19 protein-coding genes and 1 pseudogene are annotated in these 21,019 nt (G+C 73.1%); 12 read left to right on the top strand and 8 right to left on the bottom strand.

What is annotated here, in order from left to right:
* Window positions 1–30 precede the first annotated feature (30 nt).
* From hemB to AC07DA_RS26535, 3 genes are all read left to right on the top strand, one after another.
* Window positions 31–1,029, top strand: a complete 999-nt coding sequence (gene hemB, locus AC07DA_RS26545) for a porphobilinogen synthase (RefSeq protein ID WP_479130703.1) — start codon at window positions 31–33, stop codon at window positions 1,027–1,029.
* A 158-nt stretch (window positions 1,030–1,187) separates the two neighbouring features.
* A complete protein-coding gene (locus AC07DA_RS26540) occupies window positions 1,188–2,090 on the top strand; it encodes an SAM-dependent methyltransferase (RefSeq protein ID WP_479130702.1) in 903 nt (300 codons plus the stop codon).
* 117 nt (window positions 2,091–2,207) lie between these two features.
* Window positions 2,208–3,431 (top strand): aminotransferase-like domain-containing protein, encoded by a 1,224-nt coding sequence (locus AC07DA_RS26535; RefSeq protein ID WP_479130701.1) that lies wholly within the window; start codon window positions 2,208–2,210, stop codon window positions 3,429–3,431.
* 43 nt (window positions 3,432–3,474) lie between these two features.
* On the opposite strand, the gene AC07DA_RS26530 is transcribed toward AC07DA_RS26535, so the two are convergent.
* Window positions 3,475–4,260, bottom strand: coding sequence for a DUF4253 domain-containing protein (locus tag AC07DA_RS26530; protein ID WP_479130700.1), 786 nt, complete (start codon window positions 4,258–4,260; stop codon window positions 3,475–3,477).
* Window positions 4,261–4,376: 116 nt separating this feature from the next.
* Window positions 4,377–6,140 (bottom strand): arginine--tRNA ligase, encoded by a 1,764-nt coding sequence (argS, locus tag AC07DA_RS26525; protein WP_479130699.1) that lies wholly within the window; start codon window positions 6,138–6,140, stop codon window positions 4,377–4,379.
* A 149-nt stretch (window positions 6,141–6,289) separates the two neighbouring features.
* Here argS and lysS point away from each other — a divergent pair, with 149 nt between their 5' ends.
* Complete coding sequence (gene lysS / locus AC07DA_RS26520) at window positions 6,290–8,035, top strand: lysine--tRNA ligase (RefSeq protein ID WP_479130698.1); 1,746 nt, start codon at window positions 6,290–6,292, stop codon at window positions 8,033–8,035.
* A 52-nt stretch (window positions 8,036–8,087) separates the two neighbouring features.
* On the opposite strand, the gene AC07DA_RS26515 is transcribed toward lysS, so the two are convergent.
* The 3 genes from AC07DA_RS26515 to AC07DA_RS26505 form a co-directional block, all read right to left on the bottom strand.
* A complete protein-coding gene (locus AC07DA_RS26515) occupies window positions 8,088–9,344 on the bottom strand; it encodes a DUF2637 domain-containing protein (protein WP_479130697.1) in 1,257 nt (418 codons plus the stop codon).
* A 124-nt stretch (window positions 9,345–9,468) separates the two neighbouring features.
* Window positions 9,469–10,341 carry a DUF3558 family protein gene (locus tag AC07DA_RS26510; protein WP_479130696.1) on the bottom strand — a complete coding sequence of 291 codons (873 nt, stop codon included), beginning with the start codon at window positions 10,339–10,341 and terminating at the stop codon, window positions 9,469–9,471.
* 134 nt (window positions 10,342–10,475) lie between these two features.
* Entirely contained in the window at window positions 10,476–11,291 is an 816-nt protein-coding gene (locus AC07DA_RS26505) for a DUF3558 domain-containing protein (RefSeq protein WP_479130695.1), read from the bottom strand.
* 170 nt (window positions 11,292–11,461) lie between these two features.
* On the opposite strand from AC07DA_RS26505, the gene AC07DA_RS26500 reads away from it, so the two are divergent.
* Window positions 11,462–12,655: an RtcB family protein gene (locus AC07DA_RS26500; RefSeq protein ID WP_479130694.1), complete on the top strand. Its 1,194-nt coding sequence runs from the start codon at window positions 11,462–11,464 to the stop codon at window positions 12,653–12,655.
* Between the two features lie 8 nt (window positions 12,656–12,663).
* Here the strand turns inward: AC07DA_RS26500 and AC07DA_RS26495 are convergent, their stop codons facing one another.
* Window positions 12,664–13,440: an SDR family NAD(P)-dependent oxidoreductase gene (locus AC07DA_RS26495; protein WP_479130693.1), complete on the bottom strand. Its 777-nt coding sequence runs from the start codon at window positions 13,438–13,440 to the stop codon at window positions 12,664–12,666.
* A gap of 117 nt (window positions 13,441–13,557) precedes the next feature.
* Between AC07DA_RS26495 and AC07DA_RS26490 the strand changes: the two genes are divergently transcribed.
* A complete protein-coding gene (locus AC07DA_RS26490; RefSeq protein ID WP_479130691.1) occupies window positions 13,558–13,992 on the top strand; it encodes an ester cyclase in 435 nt (144 codons plus the stop codon).
* Window positions 13,993–14,002: 10 nt separating this feature from the next.
* On the opposite strand, the gene AC07DA_RS26485 is transcribed toward AC07DA_RS26490, so the two are convergent.
* The gene (locus AC07DA_RS26485; protein ID WP_479130690.1) at window positions 14,003–14,338 is read right to left on the bottom strand and encodes a YnfA family protein; all 336 of its coding nucleotides are present in this window, start codon (window positions 14,336–14,338) and stop codon (window positions 14,003–14,005) included.
* A 168-nt stretch (window positions 14,339–14,506) separates the two neighbouring features.
* On the opposite strand from AC07DA_RS26485, the pseudogene AC07DA_RS26480 reads away from it, so the two are divergent.
* A pseudogene (locus tag AC07DA_RS26480) lies at window positions 14,507–14,686 on the top strand (zinc-binding dehydrogenase); the annotation flags it as partial.
* Between the two features lie 18 nt (window positions 14,687–14,704).
* Here AC07DA_RS26480 and AC07DA_RS26475 read toward each other — a convergent pair.
* Window positions 14,705–15,547 carry a DUF6597 domain-containing transcriptional factor gene (locus tag AC07DA_RS26475; protein WP_479130689.1) on the bottom strand — a complete coding sequence of 281 codons (843 nt, stop codon included), beginning with the start codon at window positions 15,545–15,547 and terminating at the stop codon, window positions 14,705–14,707.
* Window positions 15,548–15,609: 62 nt separating this feature from the next.
* Between AC07DA_RS26475 and AC07DA_RS26470 the strand changes: the two genes are divergently transcribed.
* The 5 genes from AC07DA_RS26470 to AC07DA_RS26450 all read left to right on the top strand — a co-directional run bounded on the left by AC07DA_RS26470 (window position 15,610) and on the right by AC07DA_RS26450 (window position 20,949).
* Entirely contained in the window at window positions 15,610–16,242 is a 633-nt protein-coding gene (locus AC07DA_RS26470; protein WP_479130688.1) for a TIGR03086 family metal-binding protein, read from the top strand.
* A gap of 22 nt (window positions 16,243–16,264) precedes the next feature.
* Window positions 16,265–17,341, top strand: a complete 1,077-nt coding sequence (locus tag AC07DA_RS26465; RefSeq protein WP_479130687.1) for an LLM class flavin-dependent oxidoreductase — start codon at window positions 16,265–16,267, stop codon at window positions 17,339–17,341.
* Between the two features lie 73 nt (window positions 17,342–17,414).
* The gene (locus tag AC07DA_RS26460) at window positions 17,415–18,137 is read left to right on the top strand and encodes a response regulator transcription factor (RefSeq protein ID WP_479130686.1); all 723 of its coding nucleotides are present in this window, start codon (window positions 17,415–17,417) and stop codon (window positions 18,135–18,137) included.
* Window positions 18,138–19,562, top strand: coding sequence for a HAMP domain-containing sensor histidine kinase (locus tag AC07DA_RS26455; RefSeq protein WP_479130685.1), 1,425 nt, complete (start codon window positions 18,138–18,140; stop codon window positions 19,560–19,562). It abuts the gene before it with no gap.
* Window positions 19,563–19,683: 121 nt separating this feature from the next.
* Complete coding sequence (locus AC07DA_RS26450; protein ID WP_479130684.1) at window positions 19,684–20,949, top strand: ArgE/DapE family deacylase; 1,266 nt, start codon at window positions 19,684–19,686, stop codon at window positions 20,947–20,949.
* The last annotated feature ends 70 nt before the right edge of the window (window positions 20,950–21,019 follow it).

The following is a 21,019-nucleotide window of genomic DNA, read 5'->3' as shown; positions in this document are numbered from 1 at the left end:
GGCGTTCGGGGCGGGCGTAGCGTAGGGGGCATGACGACGTACGGATCATTTCCCGGTGCGCGGCCGCGACGGTTGCGGAGCAGTCCCGTGATGCGTCGGATGGTCGCCGAGACCCGGCTGCACCCCGCCGACCTCATTCTCCCCGCCTTCGTGCGCGAGGGCGTCAGCGAGCCGGTGCCGATCGCGGCCATGCCCGGGGTCGTGCAGCACACCCGCGACAGCCTGAAGAAGGCCGCCGCGGAGGCGGTCGCGGCGGGCGTCTCCGGGATCATGCTGTTCGGTGTGCCGGAGGAGTCGAAGAAGGACGCGGTCGGGACGCCGGGGACCGATCCGGACGGGATCCTCCAGGTCGCCCTGCGGGACGTGCGGGCCGAGGTCGGCGACGAGCTGCTCGTCATGTCCGACCTGTGCCTCGACGAGACGACCGACCACGGCCACTGCGGGGTGCTCGACGCGCGGGGGCGGGTCGACAACGACGCGACCCTGGAGCGGTACGCCGAGATGGCCCAGGTCCAGGCCGACGCCGGGGCCCACGTGGTCGGGCCCAGCGGGATGATGGACGGGCAGATCGGGGTCGTCCGCGACGCCCTCGACCAGATCGGGCGGGAGGACGTGGCCATCCTCGCCTACACCGCCAAGTACGCCTCCGCCTTCTACGGGCCCTTCCGCGAGGCCGTCGGCTCCTCGCTCCAGGGGGACCGCAAGACCTACCAGCAGGACCCCGCCAACGCGCGCGAGTCCCTGCGCGAACTCGCCCTCGACCTGGAGGAGGGCGCCGACATGGTGATGGTCAAACCGGCCGGTCCCTACCTGGACGTCCTCGCCCGGGTCGCGGACGCCGTGGACGTGCCCGTCGCCGCCTACCAGATCTCCGGCGAGTACTCGATGATCGAGGCCGCCGCCGAGAAGGGCTGGATCGACCGCGACCGGGCGATCCTGGAGACCCTGACCGGGATCCGGCGGGCCGGGGCGCGGAACATCCTCACCTACTGGGCCACCGAAGTGGCCCGGAAGCTGAGGGAGCAGTAGGACAGGGCCTGGTCGCCGTCGCGCGGCCGGTACGTGGCCGTCGCGTCCGGACGGGGGCGGGCGACCGTGCGGCGGGCACCATCAAGTCGCCCGGGCCGTTAGGTTGTTGACCGACGGAGTGGTTGCCGCTTTGACCACCTAGCCCCCAGGAGACGTCCATGTCCGGTGACGCCCTCGACCAGGACCCCGCCGAGCTGCGAAGGAGGATCGACAGCAGCAAGGCGCACCCGGCGCGGGTCTACGACGTCTTCCTCGGCGGCAAGGACCACTACCCGGCGGACCGGGAAGCGGCGGCCGCCGCGCTCGCCGCCAACCCGCGCGGGTACCTCGACGTGCGGCACAACCGGGACTTCCTGCGGCGCGCGGTGACCTCGCTGGTGGAGCGGGACGGCGTCCGGCAGTTCCTCGACGTCGGGACCGGGCTGCCGACCGCCGAGAACGTGCACCAGATCGCCCAGCGGATCGCGCCCGAGGCGCGGGTCGTGTACGTCGACAACGACCCCGTCGTGCTCGCCCACGCGCGCGCCCTGCTGACCAGCGGTCCCGAGGGACGCACCGACTACATCGACGCCGACCTGCGGGACCCGGGCCACATCCTCGAACAGGCCGCCAAGACCCTGGACTTCGACCGGCCGGTCGCGCTCTGCCTGGTCGCCGTCCTGCACTTCGTCGCGGACGACGAGGCGTATCCGCTGGTGCGGGAGCTGCTCGACGCGCTGCCCGCCGGCAGCCGGCTGGTGCTCAGCCACCTCACCGAGGATCTCAACCCGGAGAACATCCGGGCGGTCCAGCGGACCTACACCGAGCGGGGGTTCACCTTCGTGCTGCGCTCCCGGGCCGAGGTCGAGCGGTTCTTCACCGGCAACGGGCTGGAGATCGCCGACCCGGGCGTCGTCCCCGCGCACCGCTGGCGGCCCGACCACGCGGCCCCGGTCCCCGAGCGGCCGGAGGAGTCCTTCCTCGCCGGACTCGACGACATCGAGAAGGTGCGCTACCACGACATCAACGACGTCACGGACGCGGACATCAACGTCTACGCGGCGGTCGGGCGCAAGGGCTGACGACCTCATCGGTGCCGGCTCCCCGACGCCCGTCCGCATGCCGGAAAACTTCTTGTAGCCAGCATGCATGTCCCTAGGCTGCGGGGCACGCCGTCCCGTAGCCGAAGGAGCCGTGTCATGACCGTCGCCGAGCCCGTTGCCGTTCCTTCGCCCGTGCCGCCGCTCGCCGCGCGGGCACGGGCGGTCGGCGGTTCTCCCGTGCGGGACATCCTCGCCGTCACCGCCCGCCCGGAGGTGATCAACTTCGCGGGCGGGCTGCCGGCGCCGGAGCTGTTCGACGCGGCGGGCATCGCGGACTCCTACCGGGCGGTGCTGGCCGAGCAGCCCGCGCGGGCGCTGCAGTACTCCACCACCGAGGGCGAGCCCGCGCTGCGGGCCGCACTGGCCGCCCGGACCACCGCCCGCGGGCTGCCCACCGGGCCCGACGACCTGCTCGTCACCACCGGCTCCCAGCAGGCCCTGTCCCTCCTGGCCACCGCGCTGCTCGAACCCGGTGACACCGTCCTCGTCGAGAACCCCTGCTACCTGGCCGCGCTCCAGGCCTTCGGTCTCGCCGGTGCCCGCGTCGTGCCCGTGCCCGGCGACGAGCGGGGGCCCGACCCCGAGGCGCTGGAGGCACTGGTGGTGCGCGAGCGGCCCAGGCTGCTGTACACCGTGCCCACCTTCCAGAACCCCACCGGCCACACCCTGCCCGCCGACAGGCGCGCCGCCGTGGCCGCCGTCGCCGCCCGGCGCGGGCTGTGGATCGTCGAGGACGACCCTTACGGGGAACTGCGCTACGAGGGCGAACGCCTGCCCTGGATCGCCGCCCTGCCGGGCGCCGAGGACCGCACGGTGCTGCTCGGCAGCTTCTCCAAGGTCATGGCCCCCGGGCTGCGGCTGGGCTGGCTGCGGGCGCCCGGGGAACTGCGGCGGGCCTGCGCCGTCGCCAAGCAGGCCGCCGACCTGCACACCCCGACCGTCAACCAGCTCGCCGCCGCCCGGTACCTCGCCGACCACGACCTCGACGCCCACGTCGGGCGCGTCGCCGGGATCTACCGCGCCCGCCGCGACGCCATGCTCGCGGGGCTGGCCGACGCGCTGCCCGAGGGCTCGGTCTGGAACCGGCCCGAGGGCGGCATGTTCCTCTGGGCGCGGCTGCCGGAGCCGTACGACACCACACGGCTGCTGCCGCGCGTGGTGCGCCACGACGTGGCCTACGTCCCCGGCGCCCCGTTCTACGCGGCCCGGCCCGACCGGGCCACCCTGCGGCTGTGCTTCGTGACGCAGACGCCGCAGGAGATCGGGGAAGGGCTGCGCAGGCTGGGCGAGGGGCTGCGGGACGGCGCGCCGGGAACCTAGGACCCGGGGCGCGGCCCCGCCGTGGCGGAACCGGGACGCGGGCTCAGTCCCACCAGAAGTGCCACGTCCGGCGGCCGAGGACCTGCTGCTCGGCGTAGGCCCGCGGGGACGGGTCGGCGCGGTGCCGGAGGTTGTCCGGGCAGAACGCGAAGTGCTCGGCGGCGACGGCCTCCGCGTCGGCGGGCGTCGTGGGCGGGGCGGCGACCGACAGCAGCAGGTGGTCGAAGCCGAGCGCCGTGACGCGTATGCCGAAGCGGTCCTCCCAGTCGCGCAGGACCGCGCCGAGCCGCGCCGGGTCGGCCTCGTGGTGCACCGCGCCCGTCCAGCCGATCGCCGCCGGGATGTCGGCGCTGCGGCGGGCCGGGACGAGGGCCAGGCGGGGGTCCTTGAGGGGGCCGCCCTCGCCGAGCAGCGTCTCCGCGACCTCGGCGGACACCGGGTCGGGAGCCCCGCCCGCGGGCGGGGCCGTGTCCGCGCCCGGCCAGGGGGCGCCGTCCGCCGCGTGCTCCCGCCAGTACTCCGCCAGGACCTCCCCGGCGTCGTGGTCCCCCGGGTACGACACGTCCGCGGGCGCCAACTCCCAGCGGTCCGGGCCGCCGTGGCCGCCCCCGACGTCGAGCACGACCGGCAGCAGGCCGCTGCGCCGGGCCGGTGCCAGCGCCTCCCAGCCACCCGGCCGGGCCCGCTCCCGCGCGCACCACAGCAACGGCTCGTGCCAGGGCCCCTCGGCCGTGGTGTCGACCAGGGCACCGGCGGGGAGCCGCAGTCCGAGCGCGCCGCCGGCGGGGTCCGCCGCCAGGGCGGGCAGGGGGTTCGGGAGAGTCGCCATGGGGGTGACTGTAGGGCGGGCCACTGACAACGCGGCCGGCCGCGTCGCACCCGTGCCCCGAAACGGCCGCGCCCGCTCCCGTCACCGGACGGGAGCGGGCGCGGGCCGACGCGGGATCAGAGCCGCTCGGGCGTCCGGATGCCCAGCAGGGCCATGCCCCGCTGCAGGGTGCGGGCCGTGACGTCGCACAGGAACAGGCGGTTCCCGACCTGCTCGGGCGTCCCGGCCTTCAGCACCGGGCACTTGTCGTAGAACGCCGTGTACAGCGACGCCAGCTGGTACAGGTACGCCGCCAGCTTGTGCGGGGCGTACTCCCGGGCCGCCTCGGCCACCGTCTCCGCGAAGGAGTCCAGGTGCAGGCCCAGCGCCCGCTCCGCCGCGTGCAGTTCCAGCTCCGGGTGCGCGGCCGGGCGGGAGTCGCCGGCCTTGCGCAGGATCGACTGGATGCGGGCGTAGGCGTACTGGAGGTAGACCGACGTGTCGCCGTTCAGCGAGACCATCTGGTCCAGGTCGAACTTGTAGTCCCGGCTGGCCGACGTCGACAGGTCCGCGTACTTCACCGCGCCGACCCCCACCTGGGCGCCCCGCTCGGCGATCTCCTCCTCGGACAGGTCCTGCGCCTTCTCCCGGACCACCGCCGAGGCGCGGTCGATCGCCTCGTCCAGCAGGTCGACCAGGCGGACCGTCTCGCCCTCACGGGTCTTGAAGGGCTTGCCGTCCTTGCCGAGGACCGTGCCGAAGGCCAGCTGCACCGCCTTGACGTCCTCGTTCAGCCAGCCCGCCCTGCGCGCCGTCTCGAAGACCATCTTGAAGTGCAGCGACTGGCGGGCGTCCACCACGTACAGCAGCGTGTTCGCCTTGAGGCTGAACACGCGGTCGCGGATCGCCGACAGGTCGGTGGCCGCGTAGCCGTAGCCGCCGTCCGACTTCTGCACGATCAGCGGGACCGGCTTGCCGTCCGGGCCCTTGACGTCGTCGAAGAACACGCACAGCGCGCCCTCGGAGCGGACCGCGACACCCGACTCCTCCAGGAGGCGGCAGGTCTCGGCGAGCATGTCGTTGTACCCCGACTCGCCGACGATGTCCGCGTCGCGGATCTCCATGTCCAGCTTCTCGAAGACGGAGAAGAAGTAGATCTTCGACTCGTCGACGAACCTCTGCCACATGGCCAGCGTCCGCGGGTCGCCCGCCTGGAGGTCGACCACCCGGCGCCGGGCGCGCGTCTTGAACTCCTCGTCGGAGTCGAACAGCTTGCGCGAGGCCTTGTAGAGGCGGTCGAGGTTCGACATCGCCTCCTCGCCGGACACCTCGGCGTCCCGGTGGTCCAGCTCGTGCGGGTGCTCGTCCAGGTACTGGATGAGCATGCCGAACTGGGTGCCCCAGTCGCCGATGTGGTGGCGCCGGACCACGTTCTCGCCGGTGAACTCCAGCAGCTGCACCACCGCGTCGCCGATCACCGCGGAACGCAGGTGGCCGACGTGCATCTCCTTCGCCACGTTCGGCTGGGCGTAGTCGATGACCGTGGTGCCGGGCCGCTCGGTGTACGGCACGCCGAGCCGGCCGGTGTCGTCCGCCCAGCGCGCCGCCAGGTTCTGCGTGATCGCCCGGTCGGTGACCGTGACGTTCAGGAAGCCGGGCCCGGAGACCTCGACGTCCCCGATCAGTCCGCCCGACTCCACCCGGGCAACGACCTGCGCCGCCAGCTCCCGCGGGTTCGCCTTCGCCTTCTTGGCGAGGGCCAGGATCCCGTTGGCCTGGAAGTCGGCCCGGTCGCTTCGTCGCAGCAGCGGGTCCGCGGACCCGGCCTCCGGCAGAGCTGCCGACAGGGCCGCCGCGAGGCGCTGGTGGACGGAGTCGCTGAGGGACGTGACCGAGGCCATAGGAAGGGGTGCCGTTCTCCTCGTGGGAATGGATAGACCCGGTCAGTATCCCACGGGGGTAAAGCCGTTTCCCCGGGCGCGAGCAGGTCTGGGACAATGGGGCGGTCAGCCGTGCGACCGTACCGGCTGCCCGATGCAGAAAGAAGGACGTGCCGATCGTGGCTCAGAGCACCGAGACCACCGACTGGGTCTCCCGTTTCGCGGATGAGGTCATCGAGGAGTCGGAGCGCCGGTCCCCGGGCAAACCCGTCGTCGTCGCGTCCGGGCTGTCGCCGTCCGGCCCCATCCACCTCGGGAACCTGCGCGAGGTCATGACCCCGCACCTCGTCGCCGACGAGATCCGCCGCCGGGGACACCAGGTGCGCCACCTGATCTCCTGGGACGACTACGACCGCTACCGCAAGGTGCCGGCCGGTGTCCCGGGCGTCGACGAGTCGTGGGCCGAGCACATCGGCAAGCCGCTGACGTCCGTGCCCGCGCCGAAGGGGTCGCCGCACGCGAACTGGGCCGAGCACTTCAAGGCCGCGATGATCGAGTCGCTGGCCGAGCTGGGCGTGGAGTTCGACGGGATCAGCCAGACCGAGCAGTACACCTCTGGCGCGTACCGCGAACAGATCCTGCACGCCATGAAGCACCGCGGTGACATCGACGCCATCCTCGACCAGTACCGGACGAAGAAGGCCCCGGCCAAGAAGCAGCAGGGGCAGAAGCCGCTCGACGAGGCCGAGCTGGAGGCCGCCGAGGGCTCCGGCGCCGCCGCCGAGGACGACGGCAGCTCCGGCTCCGCCGGCTACTTCCCGTACAAGCCGTACTGCGGCAACTGCGAGAAGGACCTCACCACCGTCACGTCCTACGACGACGGCTCCACCGAGCTGACCTACGCCTGCACCGCGTGCGGCTTCTCGGAGACGGTCCGGCTGAACGAGTTCAACCGCGGCAAGCTGGTCTGGAAGGTCGACTGGCCGATGCGGTGGGCGTACGAGGGCGTGATCTTCGAGCCCTCCGGCGTCGACCACTCCTCGCCCGGCTCGTCGTTCCAGGTCGGCGGGCAGATCGTCGGGATCTTCGGCGGCAAGCAGCCGATCGGCCCGATGTACGCCTTCGTCGGCATCTCCGGCATGGCGAAGATGTCCTCCTCCAAGGGCGGTGTGCCCACCCCGGCCGACGCCCTGCAGATCATGGAGCCGCAGCTGCTGCGCTGGCTCTACGCCCGCCGCCGGCCCAACCAGTCCTTCAAGGTCGCCTTCGACCAGGAGATCCAGCGGCTCTACGACGAGTGGGACCGGCTCGACGCCAAGGTCGCCGACGGCAGCGCCCTGCCGGCCGACGTGGCCGCGCACTCCCGCGCGGTGCGCACGGCCGCCGGCGAGCTGCCCCGCACGCCCCGGCCCCTGCCGTACCGGACGCTCGCGTCCGTCGCGGACATCACCGCCGGGCACGAGGACCAGGCGCTGCGCATCCTCAGCGAACTGGACCCGGAGCAGCCGCTGACCTCGCTCGACGAGGCCCGCCCGCGCTACGACAAGGCCGAGGCGTGGATCAACACGCACGTCCCGGCCGACCAGCGCACCATCGTGCGCGACGAGCCCGACGCCGAGCTGCTGAAGTCGCTCGACGAGCAGGGCCGCGAGTCGCTGCGGCTGCTGCTCGACGGACTCGCCGACCACTGGTCGCTCGACGGGCTGACCCACCTCGTCTACGGCGTGCCCAAGGTGCAGGCCGGGTTCTCCGCCGACGCCACGCCGAAGGAGCTGCCGCCGGAGATCAAGACCGCCCAGCGGTCCTTCTTCGCGCTGCTGTACCACCTGCTGGTCGGGCGGGACACCGGGCCCCGGCTGCCCACGCTGCTGCTGGCGGTGGGGCAGGACCGGGTGCGGTCCCTGCTCGGCGAGTAGCACGCGTCGGCCAGGAGGGGCCCTCGGGTGAGGGCCCCTCTTTCCGTGGCGGTCAGGCGATGTGGTCCTCTTCCAGTTCCGCCGAGTGGCGCTTCTGGAAGCGCTCCACGAGGGACTTCAGCTCACCCGGGCTCAACGCCGTGCCGTAGGTGGCCTGGATGTTGTCGCCCAGCGCGCGGGGCGTCGGGTAACTGCCGTCGATCGACTGGCGGAACACCTGGTAGTACGCCTCCTCGTCCGGCTCCGGGGCCGGGGGCGTGCCGCCGCCCTCGCCGAGTTCCCGCGTGCGGTTCGGGCCCACCGGAATCGGGAAGCTGCCGGTGTCCTCGGGGGACGGCGGCTCACGGTCGTACTCGGGCTGGTACCGCTCGGCCTCCTGCTGCTCCGCGATCCACTGCGCGTAGTGCTCGGCCGGGTCGTAGTCGGGGTCGTAGCCGCCCTGGTACTCGACCTCGCGCGGGGTGTTGAACCACGGGCTCTGGTCCGGCTCGGGCTCCTGGTCCAGGTCCAGTCGCTCGGGCTCGGGGCCGCTGTCGAGCTCCAGGCGCTGCTCCCCGGCTCCCGCCCGCGGGCCGTGCGCCGCGCCCGCGGCGCGAGGGCCCGCCGTCACCTCCGGCTGCGGCGGGGGCGGCGGGATCAGAGCCGGCTCGATGCCCGCCGCCGCCAGGCCCGCCGGGGCCGTCTCCGCCAGCGGCACCCCGTAGCGTGCCAGCCGCAGCGGCATCAGCGACTCCACCGGCGCCTTCCTGCGCCACGACCGCCCGAACCGGGAGCGCAGCCGCGCCTGGTACACCAGCCGCTCCTGCTCCAGCTTGATCACCTGCTCGTAGGAGCGGAGCTCCCAGAGCTTCATCCGGCGCCACAGCAGGAACGTCGGGACCGGGGAGAGCAGCCAGCGGGTGAGGCGCACGCCCTCCATGTGCTTGTCGGCCGTGATGTCGGCGATGCGGCCGATCGCGTGCCGGGCCGCCTCGACCGAGACGACGAAGAGCACCGGGATCACCGCGTGCATGCCCACACCGAGCGGATCCGGCCAGGCCGCGGCGCCGTTGAAGGCGATCGTGGCCGCCGTCAGCAGCCAGGCCGTCTGGCGCAGCAGGGGGAACGGAATCCTGATCCACGTCAGGAGCAGGTCCAGGGCCAGCAGGACGCAGATGCCCGCGTCGATGCCGATCGGGAAGACGTAGGAGAAGTTCCCGAAGCCCTTCTTGAGGGCCAACTCACGGACCGCCGCGTACGAACCGGCGAAGCCGATGCCGGCGATGATCACGGCACCGGCCACGACCACGCCGATGAGAACGCGGTGCATCCGAGTCAGCTGCAGTGGCGCGGCCACCCGTACTCCCCTCCCCTTGCGTGTTGTTGCGCGCAACAGGGTGGCACATGTGTACGGCGAACGGGTGGCCGGATCCCGCCGGGCTTGTTCGGCTCCGCTACGCGGACTTGCTGGACGGCGACTTCGACGCGGCCTTCGAGGGCTCGTCCGAGGCGTCCCCCGACGCCGGCTTCGACGCCGGCCCCGACGGGTCCTTCGAGGCGGACTTCGACGGAGCACCGCTCGCCTCGCCGCCGCCCGAGCCGTTCGCCTCGGACACCGCCGCGACGGCCTCCTTGGCGGCCTTCTTCGCGTCCTTCAGCAGGTCGTCGGCGCTCGGCGTCTTGTCGCCGGCCAGGCCCGCGCCGTTGTAGTCGAGCGTGACGACCACGTTCTCCACGCGCGCCACCACCGTCTGCTGCCTGAAGGTGCCTTCCTTCTTCTTCAGGTCGTAGCGCACGGCCGACGCCTGGTCGCCCGTCCCGGGCACCGGCTCCGACTCGACGCCCTTGGCGCCCTCCGCGGCCTGCACGTCCTGGACCTGCTTCTCGTAGTACTCCCGGGCCAGCTTGTCGGCCGGGCCACGGGTGACGTCCGACTCGAAGCGCAGCATCGACACGTTCAGCCAGCGGAACTGCGAGCCCTTCACCCCGTTGTTGTCCAGGCTGTTCCAGGAGCAGCTGGCACGCGTCGAAACGTCGTCCGACTTGCCCTCCTTGCCCGACTTGCTCTTCGGGACGAGGTCCTCCAGCGTCTTCTTCCGCAACGCCTTGCACGGCTCCGGAAGCTTGCCGTACGCCGCCGCCTCCACGGTCGGCGACGGGCTCGCGGACGCCGACGCGGCGGCCTTCTCGGCCTTGTCCGAGCTCTCGCCGGAGCCGGAGTCCGAGGAGCAGCCGGCGGCGACCAGCATCACGGGGACGGCGGCCGCGCAGACAAGGGCGCGGTTCAGGCGCTTCGCTCGCTGCTCTCGCTCTTCTCGTCGCTGCATGGTTCCTTCACTCATGACGCTCGTGGTTCCCTGCGGTCGGAACGGGTCCGAGTGGTCACGGTACGCGGTGGGGCAGCGGTGTGTTCTTCCTCCGGGTGCTCCGCCCGTGCCTGTGGAGGTGCCGTGAAACGGCCTCACCCGCTCAGCGAATCCGCCAGCCGGGAGGCCAGTTTCTGGGCTCTGTCCTGCATTTCCTCGCTGTCCGGCACGACGCCGACGGTCGCCGGCTGCTCCGCGTACTCGATGGTCACGATGACGTTGGACGTGCGGAACGCCACAGTCACCGTGCGCTGCTTGGCGGTCGAACCGGAGCTGCTCAGCTCGTCGTCGAGGAACGCCTCGTCGCCGAGGTCCTCCAGCACGCGCGGCCGGAGTTCCGTCGGGGGCGCGTCGGCGGACGCCGAGGGCGAGGAGGAACCGGACGGCGAAGGGGAGCCGCTCGGGGCCTCGGAGGAACCGCCCGCAGGGGTGCTGCCCGCCACCGACTCCGTGGTGGTCGGCTCGGGCAGGTGGGCCGCCGCCCGCCGCTCCGCGAACAGCCGCTCGGCCTGGCTGTCGTCGCTGACGGCGTTGTCGTAGGAGACGACCCGCTCGAAGTCGACGAACAGATGGTCCGTCGCGTCCCGGGAGTCGACCTTCCAGCGGCAGCCGACCTTGCGGTCCGTGTCGAACGTCGACGTCGGCTCGCCCTCGTAGGCCTTCTCGCGCTGCGCCTCGTCGCGGATCTCCCGGATGCCGGGCAGGAGTTCGTCGAGGGTGCCCTCGCCGATCGCGGTGCAGGGCTCCGGCAGCGTGCGGTAGCGGCCGGGCTCGGCGGCGGGTGACGCCGTGCCGGTGCCGCCCGGGTTGGAGTCGTCCGTGGTGCCGCCGTCGCCCGAACCGCCGGTGCAGCCGGCCAGCAGCACCGCGAGGAGCGCCGCGGTACCGGACACGTACGCCTTCCGTTGCACGTGGGGCTCCTCTCGAGGCGGAAATCGGCTTGCCGCCGCGGGGCGGCCGGTGAGCACAATGTTTATCGCACGCACTGCCGTGGACGCCGGTCCGGAATCCCTTTCGCCGACCTTGGCTCCGGTATTTGCTCTTGAGGACTTCTGTTCGTTTACGGGGGATTGAGGACGTTATGTCGTATGTAGAGATGCCTGGCGCGAAGGTGCCGATCCGGATGTGGGCCGACCCGTCCACCGTCGAGGAAGGGGCCCTCCAGCAGCTCCGCAACGTCGCCACCCTGCCGTGGATCAAGGGTCTGGCCGTCATGCCGGACGTGCACTACGGCAAGGGTGCGACGGTCGGCTCGGTCATCGCGATGCAGGGCGCGGTGTGCCCGGCGGCGGTCGGCGTCGACATCGGCTGCGGGATGTCGGCGGTGAAGACGTCCCTGACGGCCAACGACCTGCCCGGCGACCTGTCCCGGCTGCGGTCCCGGATCGAGCAGGTGATCCCGGTGGGCCGCGGGATGCACGACGATCCCGTCGACCCGAGGCGGCTGCACGGCTTCGGCACGGCCGGGTGGGACGACTTCTGGGGGCGGTTCGACGGGGTGGCGGAAGCGGTCAGGTTCCGTTCGGAACGCGCCGGAAAGCAGATGGGAACACTCGGCGGGGGTAACCACTTCGTCGAAGTCTGCACGGATACGACCGGATCCGTCTGGCTGATGCTCCACTCCGGTTCCCGCAACATCGGCAAGGAACTGGCCGAGCACCACATCGGCGTCGCCCAGAAGCTCCCGCACAACCAGGGCCTGGTCGACCGCGACCTCGCCGTCTTCGTCGCGGACACCCCGCAGATGGCGGCCTACCGCAACGACCTGTTCTGGGCGCAGGAGTACGCCAAGTACAACCGCTCGATCATGATGGCGCTCCTCAAGGACGTGATCCGCAAGGAGTTCAAGAAGGCCAAGCCGGTCTTCGAGCCGGAGATCTCCTGCCACCACAACTACGTGGCGGAGGAGCGGTACGAGGGCATGGACCTGCTGGTGACCCGCAAGGGCGCGATCAGGGCGGGCTCCGGTGAGTACGGGATCATCCCGGGCTCCATGGGCACGGGTTCGTACATCGTGAAGGGCCTCGGCAACGACAAGTCCTTCAACTCCGCCTCGCACGGCGCCGGCCGGCGCATGAGCCGCAACGCGGCCAAGCGCCGGTTCTCGACGAAGGACCTGGAGGATCAGACGCGGGGGGTGGAGTGCCGTAAGGACTCCGGTGTCGTGGACGAGATCCCGGGCGCCTACAAGCCGATCGAGCAGGTCATCGACCAGCAGCGCGATCTGGTGCAGGTCGTGGCACGGATCAAGCAGGTGGTCTGCGTCAAGGGCTGACGACCGCCCTACGCCTCGCGGTGCACCTTCGTGTTCGACGCCTGGGCGCGGGGGCGGACCACCAGGAGGTCGATGTTGACGTGGGCGGGGCGGGTGACCGCCCAGGTGATCGTGTCGGCCACGTCGTCGGCGGTGAGGGGGTCGGGCACGCCCTCGTAGACCTTCGCCGCCTTCTGCTCGTCGCCGCCGAAGCGGGTCAGGGCGAACTCGTCCGTCCGGACCATGCCGGGGGCGATCTCGATGACGCGGACCGGCTGTCCGACGATCTCCAGGCGCAGGGTCTCGGCCAGGACGTGGGCGCCGTGCTTGGCGGCGACGTAACCGGCACCGCCCTCGTAGGTGGCGTGGCCCGCGGTGGACGAGACGACCACGACCGTGCCGTCGCCGCTCGCGATCAGCTTGGGCAGCAGGGCCTGGGTGAGGTTGAGCGTGCCGATGACGTTCGTCTCGTACATCCGCCGCCAGTCGGCCGGGTCGCCGGTGGCGACCGGGTCGGCGCCGAGCGCGCCGCCCGCGTTGTTGACCAGGACGCCGATCGTCCTGAAGGCCGTGGCGAACTCGTCGACGGCCGCGCGGTCGGTGACGTCCAGCGGGTAGGCCGTGGCCTGGTGGCCCGCGTCGTTGATCTCCTCGGCCAGGGCCTCGATGCGGTCCTTGCGGCGCGCGGTGAGGACCACCCGGTAGCCCGCGGCGGCGAGTTGGCGTGCCGTGGCGGCGCCGATGCCGCTGCTCGCGCCGGTGACGACGGCGATGCGGGAGGCTGCGGGCGGGGTGGCGGTGGCCATGGGAGCTCCTCGGGTGGATGGGCCGGCCGGCCCGTGCGGCAGGGCGTGCGGCCAGGATAGAAGGGGCCCGCGGTGGGAGAATGGGGGTGGGTGATCCCCGGTCCCTGGAGGTGGATCATGGGCGAGGCACGTGAGGTCATGGACCGGCTCACGGACGCGGTCACCACGCACGCCGACCTGGCGGCCGTCGGCGATCTGTACGCCGAGGACGCGGTCGCCTTCACGCCGGACGAGGGCGAGCTGCGCGGGCGGGACGCCATCGTGGCGTACTGGCGGACGATGACGCAGGCGGTGCCCGACGCGAGGTTCCACCGGCTGCACGCGTACGAGGCCGGGGACACGGCCATCGACGAGGGGATCTACAGCGGGCGCAACACGGGGCCGCTGGAACTGCCCAACGGGGAGACGCTGCCGCCGACGCGGAAGGAGGTGCGGATCCGCGGGGTGGACATCGCGACCGTGAAGGACGGGCGGATCGTGGACTACCGGCTGTACTTCGACGAGATGGATTTCCTGGGGCAGCTGGGGCTGCTGCCGGACGGGCCGTTGTGACCGGCGGCGGTCAGTTGCCTCGCGGGGCGTACATGAGGACCGCCATGCCCGCGAGGCAGATCAGCGCGCCCGCGATGTCCCAGCGGTCCGGGCGGTAGCCGTCGGCGACGACGCCCCACAGGATCGAACCGGCGACGAAGATCCCGCCGTACGCGGCGAGCACCCGGCCGAAGTGGGCGTCGGGCTGGAACGTCGCGACGAATCCGTAGGCGCCGAGCGCGAGGACGCCGCCCGCCGCCCAGAGCCAGCCCTTGTGCTCGCGCACGCCCTGCCAGACGAGCCAGGCGCCGCCGATCTCGAGGAGGGCGGCGAGGACGAACAGGGCGGCGGAGCGGAGCACGGACATGGCGGTCAGCTTCGCACGCCCGTGGGGCGGTGCCCGGTCAGGCGCCGGCGTTGTCGGCGTCGTAGCGCTCGCGGGCGGCCCTGACCTCGTCGAAGCGGGTCTCCGCCCAGTTCTTCACGGCGGTCAGCAGCAGGGCCGGGTTGTGGCCGAGGGGGGTGATAGTCGACGCGGACCGGCGCGGTCGGGGTGAGCGCCGGCGGGGCGCGGCTGGCGGAGCTGGTGCGGCTGGTGGACGAGGGGGTACCGGCGACGCGGGTGGCCGAGACGTTCGCACTGGACGACGCGGCGAAGGCGCACGCCCGGCTGGACGAGGGCGGGGTGCGGGGGCGCCTGGTACGGGTGCCCTGACCCGACGCCGGGGGCGCGTCACGGGCGGCTCTGCCCCCGGCTCCCGGCCCGGGCCTCCGCGGCGTAGGCCGTGGGGGGTACTCCCACCGTGGCCGTGAAGTCCCGCACGAGGTGGGCCTGGTCGGCGTAGCCGAGGTCGGCGGCGAGGGCGGCCCAGTCGACGTCGTCGCGGGTGCCGGCCTGTTCCAGGGCCTCGTGGATGCGGTAGCGGAGGACGATCCACTTGGGGCTGACGCCGACCTGGGCGGCGAAGAGCCGTTGCAGCGCCCGCACCGACAGGCCCCGCGCGCGGGCGAAGTCGCCGACGCGGCGCACGGCGCGGTCGGCGCGGATGTGCCGGACGAGGTCGATGGCGAGGTCGGCCCGGGGGTCCGGGGCGCAGGGCAGGGAGAGCAGGAGGGCGTCGAGGGCGGCCACCCGGGCCCGGTCGTCGGCGCCGGTGACGATCGAGCGGACGGTGTCCTCGGTGATCTGCGGGAACACCTCCCGGGCGGGCAGCGCGCGGCCCGTCCAGCGGGTGGCCGGCGCCCCGGGCGTGTACGGCCGGAAGCCGCCCGGGCGGAACTTCGCCCCGCAGACCCGGCCCCGTCCGGTCAGCTTCCTGGTGTAGAGCCCGAGGGCGACGCCGGTGACCTCCGCGTAGGGCGGTCCGTCGTCCTCGTCCCACTGGAAGGTGAGGTTGACGGACGGGTGCGGGACGATGTGGGAGGCGTAGGGCGCGGGCAGGTCCCAGTCGATCAGCCAGTACCACTCGACGTACCGGCGCAGCGGCTCGGCGGGCTCGTGGCGGCGGAACCGCACGCGGCTGAGCAGTCCCGACGGGTCGACGATCCCGCGGGTGTCGTGGCGGGGTGCCTCCATGGCCGGATCGTACGTCGCGTTTCTTCAAGAAGGGCAGCCCCGGCGCTTTCTACGGTCGGGGCATGGACACGAACCACACGCGGACGTACGGCATCGGTGAGCTGCTGGACCTGGCCCGGGAGCGGGCGGTGCCGGTGGTGCGGGGCATCGGGGACGGGATGCTGGACGCTCCCACGCCGTGCGCCGAGTACGACGTGAAGGCCCTGGTCAACCACCTGTTCCAGGTGATCGTGCAGTTCCAGCGGCTGGCCGGGAAGGAGGCGGCGGACTTCGGTGAGCCGGCCGACGTGGTCTCCGGGAGCCCCGAGTGGCGCGAGCGGCTGGCCGCGGAGGCGGAGCGGCTGGTGGCGGCCTGGTCCGCGCCCGGTGCGCAGGAGGGCACGACGGGCGGGATGGGCCTGCCCGCGCGGCTGGTCGGCGCGATGGCGTTGCTGGATCTGACGGTGCACGGGTGGGACCTGGCGCGGGCGACGGGCCAGGGCGACCCGGGTGCCGACGACGCGGTCGTGGCGGAGCTGTCCGGCGCGGTGGAGGAGCTGGCGCCGACGGCCCGGACGATGGGCGTCTTCGGGGAGCCGGTGCCCGAGCCCGAGGGCGCGTCGGCGTTCGAGCGGCTGCTGGCGCGGACCGGCCGGAACCCCGCCTGGGAGCGGCCCGAGGCGCGTCGGCACTCACGAGGTATGGTTGAACTGTAAACAACCTGGAGGGTGAGCGACCATGCAGTTCGGGATCTTCAGCGTCGGCGACGTCACGCCCGACCCGACGACCGGCCGGACACCGACCGAGCGCGAACGCATCAAGGCGATGGTCGCCATCGCGCTGAAGGCCGAGGAGGCCGGTCTGGACGTGTTCGCGACCGGGGAGCACCACAACCCGCCGTTCGTGCCGTCGTCCCCGACCACGATGCTCGGCTACGTCGCCGCCCGCACCGAGCGGCTGATCCTCTCCACGGCCACCACCCTCATCACCACCAACGACCCGGTGAAGATCGCCGAGGACTACGCGATGCTCCAGCACCTGGCCGACGGCCGGGCCGACCTCATGCTGGGCCGGGGCAACACCGCCCCCGTCTACCCCTGGTTCGGGCAGGACATCCGGCAGGGCATCAACCTCGCCGTCGAGAACTACGCCCTGCTGCACCGGCTGTGGCGCGAGGACGTCGTGGACTGGGAGGGGAAGTTCCGCACGCCCCTGCAGGGCTTCACCTCCACGCCCCGCCCGCTGGACGGCGTGCCCCCGTTCGTCTGGCACGGCTCGATCCGCTCCCCGGAGATCGCCGAGCAGGCCGCCTACTACGGCGACGGCTTCTTCCACAACAACATCTTCTGGCCGGCCGACCACACCCGGCGCATGGTCGAGCTGTACCGGGAGCGCTACGCCCACCACGGCCACGGCACGCCCGAGCAGGCGATCGTCGGACTCGGCGGGCACGTGTTCATGCGGAGGAACTCCCAGGACGCCGTCCGCGAGTTCCGGCCCTACTTCGACGTCGCGCCGGTGTACGGCCACGGGCCGTCGCTGGAGGACTTCATGGACCAGACGCCGCTGACGGTGGGCTCACCGCAGCAGGTCATCGAGAAGACGCTGGCCTTCCGCGAGTACGCCGGCGACTACCAGCGCCAGCTGTTCCTGGTCGACCACGCCGGGCTGCCGCTGAAGACCGTGCTGGAGCAGATCGACCTGCTGGGCGAGGAGGTCGTACCGGTGCTGCGCAAGGAGTTCGCGGTGGGCCGCCCGGCGGACGTGCCGGACGCCCCGACGCACGCCGCCCGGCTCGCCGGGGACCGGCGGTGAGAGGGCAGTAAGAAGGACGCCCCGGCGCAGCTCACCCGGCCCCGCGGGCCCCGCGGCGGGGCACACTGGACGCGTGTCCCACACCGTGCTGCTCGCCGAAGACGACCGCGCCATCCGCAACGCCCTGGAGCGCGCCCTGACCCTGGAGGGTTACCGGGTCGTGGCCGTCGCCGACGGGGTCGAGGCGCTGGCGCAGGCGCACCGCAACCGCCCGGACGTCCTCGTCCTGGACGTGATGATGCCCGGCATCGACGGGCTGCAGGTGTGCCGCGTGCTGCGCGCCGAGGGCGACCGGACACCGATCCTGATGCTCACGGCGCTCGTGGAGACCGCCGACCGGATCGCCGGCCTGGACGCGGGCGCCGACGACTACGTGGTGAAGCCCTTCGACGTGGAGGAGGTCTTCGCCCGGCTGCGCGCCCTGCTGCGCCGCACCAGCCCGGTCGGCGCCGGGAACGCGCCCGCGCCCGCGGAGGCGCCCCGGCCGGTGCCCGAGCGGTTCGTCGAGGCCGCCGGCATCCGCATGGACCCGCAGGCCCGCCGCGCCTGGCGGGGCACGCGCGAGCTGGAGCTGACCCGCACCGAGTTCGAACTGCTGGAACTGCTGGTCCGCAACTCGGGCATCGTCCTGGACCACTCCACGATCTACGACCGCATCTGGGGCTACGACTTCGGCCCCGGCTCCAAGAACCTCGCCGTCTACGTCGGTTACCTGCGCCGCAAGCTCGACGAGCCGGACGCGCCGCAGCTGATCCACACGGTGCGCGGCGTGGGTTACGTGCTGCGGGAGGACTGAGTGGGCCGCCTCGGCCGGCTGACGGCCGGACGCCGGCCGAAGCTGGTCTCGCTGCGCACCACGTTCGCGGTGTCGTTCGCGGCGGTGACGGCGGCCGTGACGATCCTGGTCGGCATCCTCTCCTACAGCGCGGCCGCGCGGCTGGTGCGGGTGGACCAGCAGACCGTGTTCGACGAGGTCGTGCAGGACCTGCGGGACGAGGTCAGCCAGAACCGGATGTCGCCCGGCGACTTCTCCTCCGCCTCGCCCGGACACGACCTGGTGCGGCCCGCCCGCACGGACGTGCAGGTGCTGGGCCCGGACGGACGGATCGTGGACCGGGGCAGCCCGGGGCTGCCGGTCGTCGCCGCCGATGTGCGGATCGCCGCGGCGGCCGACTCCGGCCGGGTCGTGCAGCACAAGGACGTCGACGTCGGTGACGACGTCTACCGCGTCGCGACCGTGTCCCTCGGCGACGGCCGGGGCGCGGTGCAGGTCGCGCAGGAGTTCAGCGACGTCGAGGACCTGCTGCGGGCGCTCCAGCAGCGCACGCTCGCGCTGGTGGCCGCGGTGGTGCTCGGCGCGGGGCTGTTCGGCTGGTGGCTGGCCCGGCGGATCACCCGCCGGCTGGTCGTGCTCACCGACGCCGCCGAGGACGTCGCCCGCACCCGCCGCCTCGGCATCCAGGTGCCGGTGGCCGGGCACGACGAGGTGGGGCGGCTGGGCCGGGCCTTCGACCGCATGCTGGGCCGGCTCGCCCAGTCCGAGGAGGACCAGCGCCGCCTGGTCCAGGACGCCGGCCACGAACTCCGTACGCCGCTGACCTCCCTGCGCACGAACATCTCCCTGCTGCGCCGCATCGACGAACTCCCGCCCGCCGCCCGCGAGGAACTGGTCGCCGACCTTGGGCAGGAGGCCCGCGAGCTGACCGACCTGGTCAACGAGCTCGTCGACCTCGCGGCCGGGCAGTCCGACACGGAACCGCCCCGGCGGGTGGACGTCGCCGAACTCGCCGAGGAGGTCGCCGCCCTCGCCCGGCGCCGCAGCGGCCGGCGGATCCTGCTGCGCGCCGGCGGCGACACCACGACCCACGGGCGGCCCGGGATGCTCACCCGGGCGCTGTCCAACCTCGTCGAGAACGCCGTGAAGTTCGACCAGGGCGGCACGGCCCCCATCGAGATCGTGGTCGCCGGGCCCGCCCGGCCCGGCACGATCCGCGTCGAGGTCCGCGACCGCGGCCCCGGCGTAGCGGACAGCGACCTGGACCGCGTCTTCGACCGCTTCTACCGCGCCGCCGACGCCCGCTCCCTGCCGGGGTCCGGGCTGGGCCTGTCCATCGTGCGGGAGGTGGCGCTCGCCCACGGGGGCGCGCCGTTCGCGCTGCGCAGGGACGGCGGCGGAACGGTGATGGGGTTCACGGTGAGCGGACGGCTCCCGGAGGACTGAGGCCGGGCGCGCCGCCCGCGGGGTGGTGCCCGCAGGGGTGTTCACGCACGGCCCCGCCGGAGCAGATATCCGGGGCGGGGCCGCGAACGTCGCGCCCCGGGGCGAGGGGAGGACCGGCAGCGTGCTGAGTGACGAGGAGGCCGCCGCCCTGGCGGAGATCGACGAGGCGGCCCTGGCCCGGACCCTGCAGGAGCTGATATCCGTACCCAGCGTGACCGGAAGCGCCGCCGAGTCGGAGCTGCAGCACCAGCTGGCGGGCCGGCTGGAATGGCTGGGCCTGGAGACCGACCTGTGGTCCATGGACCTGCCCGCCCTGCGGGCCCACCCGGACTTCCCGGGCACCGAGGCACGCCGCGACGAGGCGTGGGGCCTGGTCGGCACCACGCCCGACGGCGGCGACGGACCCACCCTGATCCTCCAGGGCCACGTCGACGTCGTACCGCCCGGCGACCTCGCCGCCTGGGACGGCGACCCGTTCGTGCCCCGGGTGACCGGGGACGTGGTGCACGGGCGCGGCGCCTGCGACATGAAGGCGGGCATCGCCGCGCACCTCGCCGCGCTGGCCGCGATCCGCGCGGCCGGGATCCGGCTGCGCGGCCGGGTCGCCGCGCACTTCGTCGTCGGCGAGGAGGACGGCGGCCTCGGCGCCTTCGGCACACTGCTCCGCGGCCACCGCGGCGACGCCTGCGTCATCGCCGAGCCCACCGCGGGCACGCTGATCACCGCCAACGCGGGCGCCCTGACCTTCCGCCTGACCGTGCCCGGCCGGGCCGCACACGCCAGTTCCCGGGAGCGCGGGGTGAGCGCGGTCGACGCGTACCTGCCCCTGCACCGGGCCCTGGCCCGTCTGGAGGCCGCACGCAACGCCGACCCGGACCCGCTGCTGGCGGAGTACCCCCTCCCCTACGCCCTGTCCGTCGGCACGGTGCGCTCCGGCGACTGGGCGAGCAGCGTCCCCGACCTGCTGGTCGCCGAGGGCCGGCTCGGCGTACGCCTCGACGAGGACCCGGCCGACGCCCGCCGCGCCCTGGAGGAGTGCGTGGCCGAGGCCTGCGCCGCCGATCCGTGGCTGCGCGCCCACCCCGCGACCGTGAGCTGGCCCGGCGGCCAGTTCGCCCCCGGCCGCCTGCCCGACGGCCACCGGCTGCCCGCCGTCCTGCGCGGCGCCTGGTCCGACACGGCCGGCGGCCCCGCCCTGCGCGAACGCGGCGCGACGTACGGCAGCGACCTGCGCCTGTACAGCGCCGCCGGCATCCCCACCCTGCAGTTCGGCCCGGGCGACATCCGGGTCGCGCACGGCGCCGCGGAGCGGGTGTCGGTGCGCGAGACGGCGGCGGTGGCCCGGGCCCTGGTGGTGGCGGTGCTGCGGACGGTGGGGACGAAGTGAGGGCCCGGGCGGCCGACGTCAGGGCGCCCGGGGCCGCTCAACCGCTGCGCGTCCGCGTGGACGGTGTCCG

It is taken from the genome of Streptomyces sp. NPDC044921 (assembly GCF_056432865.1).
This window is presented reverse-complemented; position numbering and strand designations above follow the sequence as displayed.